The following is a 3748-nucleotide window of genomic DNA, read 5'->3' on the forward strand; positions in this document are numbered from 1 at the left end:
TCGTCATTAGGCATACTCCCCTGTGATTATGGCGTGAACGCTATCCGGTGGCGCGGCATCTGTGAAATGCCGATATCGCATAGGGTATGCAACCTGCACATTGAAGCTATGCGCTTCAGGAATACCTGTGCCTTTGCAAGCCCTTATGGGCAGCGCTCAGGCGGAAGCACAGTTAACAGGCTGCTGAAAAACTCGGGGTTCTTCGAAAACGCCGACTGATCCGGAACCCGGTCACTCAGATCAAGCCGACAGAACCACCGATACGCCAAGTTCAGATGCACCTCCTTGCAGAGCCGGCGTTCGGACCGGATGGCCGTCAAGCTGAGGGCGCTGCCCTTCCCCACGGGCAACCCCATTCGACAGAGCCGTGTCCTCGGCTAGCCCATCGATTGGTACATCCGATACAACCGGAGTCCCGAAGCGTTTGCGCAGGCTGAGCGCTTCCGCGAAGAGCACAAGTTGCAGAAGACCGGTCGGCGGCAGATCACAGGAAATGCGCTGGATGCCGTTGCGGCCGGAGTGCTTGTAATTGAGCGCGAGCCGGGCACCGCCGTTCTCCGCGCCTCCATCGAAAATATCTTTGCAGGCATGACGCGGGTTATATGGAAGGCTGCTGGACCTTCAAGCCGCGGCCGGCAGGTCCGGCGATGCTTGCTGTTTCGGTTCGAGACGCGCCACCTGGTCGTCAAGGCTCACATATTCTTCTGGATCGTACCCTTCCTCACGTAGCTCTGCCTTCACGTCTTCAAAACGCCTGCTTGCCGCATCACGAAGGGGTTCCCAGTTCTCTCTGATCGTTTCCAGATCCGCAGCGGCTTTTTCGTAGGCCCTGGTCAACGTGTCCGATGCCGTCAGTAAGGCATCGTTCAAATCCTGAGCGATCTTCTGCAGTGGTTCCAGTGTAGTCCGATTGGGGAGCTTCTGGTCTGTTTCGGCGGGCATGACGGGATCTGCCACCTTCTGCGGCGGCCGCAGCTCTTTTATCTGGGAGTCAACATCCGAAATTGTACCAGCGACCTTTTCAAGCAACCTAGCCTCAGCTTGAACCGCAGTTTTTTCCTCGGCACGCGCTATTAAACTTGTGGCTTGAAGGCGTTTGAGTTTTTCACGAAGGCCTGGCAACGCCGCCAAAGCCTCATCCAACTCCCCGATCTTTCGCCGCTTCTCAGAGATGCCGCCGCGCGACTCTCTGAGGCGAGCCCGGATACCGTCCATTTCGACGTTCTCTTGATCATCATCGCCAACGAACCGCTTGAGAATTCCCGCAAGCTTGGCCCGGTCTCGCGTCAGTTCGGAGATTTCATGCTGTCCATAAACCTCTAAGCCAGGAACGAGGTCCAAGGGTTGCAGACCTTGAACAATATCGCCGTTCTGGTCTTTGACGCGCGGATCTTGTCCATAGACCCGCTCGACCAGGTAGTAGCCAGGCGACGGCTTGGGCGAATGCAAGAGGACCGCAACGCTGGCACGTTGTCCCATTAACTCCTTCATCATCGCCTTATGCGTCACCGAAGCGTCTTTCCCTTTCGGCTCCAAACCAAAAGCGAAGCGAAGGCTCTCAACGATAGTCGATTTGCCCGCCCCACGCCCCCCCCGATCAAAACATTCAGGCCTGCGTTGAGCGCAACGGATTGCTTGGACAACAATCCACGGTCCCAAGCGATAGTGACTATCCGTGTGTAGTCCGTTGGAGCGCCGTCTGAGTTCAGCATGATGCGACCTTCTGCGTCCAAAAAAAAGCCTGTTTCAGGCCTTCGATAGAGACATCTGTCATTTTCACCAGACAGGTCGCACCGTCTTTTCCAAAGTCACTCGGTTTCGAAACGTCGGCAGCATTCACGAATGCTACGGGACGCTTCCGCTGATAGTCAGGGTTCTTGTTCTTGCAGATCTGCAGGAGGCCGTTCGGCACATCTGCTATTTGACCTGGTATTGCCGCCGCCAGATGGTCGTCGGATTTCCAGGCGTTCATGCGCGTGGAGCCACTCAATGTCGTAAGCAATCCAGCGCTCAGTGTGACATGTGCTGTAATTGTGATGCCACCACGATCCTGAACAAGCCGAAGCAACTGCTCACACGTCTTATTTGAAATTGGGGATTCTGCTTTTGGATCGCGAACATCACATGCGCCGATCAGTGTATTCATTTCCGAAACTGTCGTGTCTGGCGGGAACAGACAGAGGATGTGAACGCCTTCCGAAGAGTTAGCCTCAAAGCCTGGAAAACGGTAATGCCATTTTCCCGAAGACACTCAGCTAACGACACTGAAGCATCATAGCGAAAATGGTCCGTGATCGCGACGACTTGGACACCGTTTTCGCGACAGGCCTTAGCCATAGCCTCGTTATAGTCGCTTTCGGATGAAATACCTGCGTCCTTTGCGTGGCGCAGCCCATAGTCATAAGGGGTCACTTGAAGCGCGCATCTGAAGAACGGGCTTCCACCGGGTTTCCGAAGGGCATCAACAATTCCAGTTGGCGTCGCACCATGCGCGATGAGGGTTTCGAGCGAGGAATCTACTTGTCTAGACATTGAAAAATTACCCTCGTTTAAATCGGTTGCCCGCATTGGGTGAACAGCGCTACCTCTTCGTACGGCTCTGGAAGTCAACTTTGAAGTGCATTTTTTGTTGTGAAGCTCGGAGTTGTTTCACTTTTCCAAGAAGGTCCGCTCTATGTTGGTGATGACCCTCGATTGCTCTCGCAGCGAATGACCGCATTCCGCCCGACCTACCCAACAAAAGAGCTAGGGGACGTCGTCCCCACGCGCCTGCAATACAATTAGACATGGCGGTGTCCTCGGCTGACGCTTGCGGGCCGCACCAACCCCATCGAATTGTATTGCACTTGCTATCCCCAACCCTCGCCGGGAGCAGGTATTAGAGACGAGCGCCCTGAAGGGCTTCGCTCAAAACCAGTTTTGAAAGAAGGAAATATGTTCAGCGTCATCACAGGGCCGAAGGCAAAGCTATGCGGCGCAAAGGCAATGTTCTGTCGCAAAAGTCAGAACTATGTGTCGTCTTACAACAGAAGAAGTGGCGGACCGAGGAGGATTCGAACCCCCGACCCCTTGATTCGTAGTCAAGTACTCTATCCAGCTGAGCTATCGGTCCACTGCGGCGGATGTAATCGCAGCTTCGCACAGGCGCAACCCCAAAAGAGATCTCAGCCCGCATTTCTTGCCTGTCTTTCCCGCCAAAGCGCACAGGCCGGTTGAGCGCTGCCAGCTTCTGCAACCCCAGCCCGGCTAAATGTGGTATAAGGCAAATGCTGACGGTCTTCCCACCGCGCTTGAGCCAGGGGAAGCAACACTTAGAAACGGAAAAAGGGGACAGAAAATGCCGGACCGGCAGTCCGCAGAGTTTCAGCTCAGGCCGCTGGAATCAGAAGACCTCGCCACAATGGCCGGCTGGTTTCAGAATGTGTCCGATCTGGCCTGTTTTGACCGCGCTGCCCGGTCCCCCCTCAACCTGCCTGCCATCGAACAGGCCTGGAGCCCCCCTGCCGGTACTGTGCCGAATACCAGCAAATGCTGGTTTTCAATTGTTACTAAAACCAATGCACTGTGCGGTATTGCCGGCCTGGAAAACATCTCCATGGTCAACCGGGACGCCATCATTGCGCTTTTCATTGAGCAGTCCAGACGCCGGCAGGGTATCGGGATCCGGTCGCTTGCGCTGCTTCTGGACTTTGCATTCCGCCAGATCGGGCTAAATCGCATTACATCATATTACCGTGCCGACAACACC

At 55.1% G+C, this 3748-nt stretch carries 3 protein-coding genes, 1 tRNA gene and 1 pseudogene; 1 reads left to right on the forward strand and 4 read right to left on the reverse strand.

All coding sequences use genetic code 11. The annotated features are described in order from the left end of the window. Positions 1-197: 197 nt before the first annotated feature. The 4 genes and pseudogenes from A2I95_RS27510 to A2I95_RS27525 all read right to left on the reverse strand — a co-directional run. Positions 198-311 (reverse strand): annotated as a pseudogene (locus A2I95_RS27510) (transposase); the annotation flags it as partial. Between the two features lie 310 nt (positions 312-621). Next, positions 622-1509 carry a hypothetical protein gene (locus tag A2I95_RS27515; RefSeq protein WP_291735034.1) on the reverse strand — a complete coding sequence of 296 codons (888 nt, stop codon included), beginning with the start codon at positions 1507-1509 and terminating at the stop codon, positions 622-624. A 196-nt stretch (positions 1510-1705) separates the two neighbouring features. Continuing rightward, complete coding sequence (locus A2I95_RS27520) at positions 1706-2146, reverse strand: hypothetical protein (RefSeq protein ID WP_291735036.1); 441 nt, start codon at positions 2144-2146, stop codon at positions 1706-1708. 889 nt (positions 2147-3035) lie between these two features. Further along, a tRNA-Arg gene (locus tag A2I95_RS27525) sits at positions 3036-3112 on the reverse strand. A gap of 225 nt (positions 3113-3337) precedes the next feature. On the opposite strand from A2I95_RS27525, the gene A2I95_RS27530 reads away from it, so the two are divergent. After that, positions 3338-3748, forward strand: a 411-nt coding sequence (locus A2I95_RS27530; RefSeq protein WP_291735038.1) for a GNAT family N-acetyltransferase, incomplete at its 3' end; no start/stop codon positions are given.

It is taken from the genome of Leisingera sp. F5, assembly GCF_001593695.1.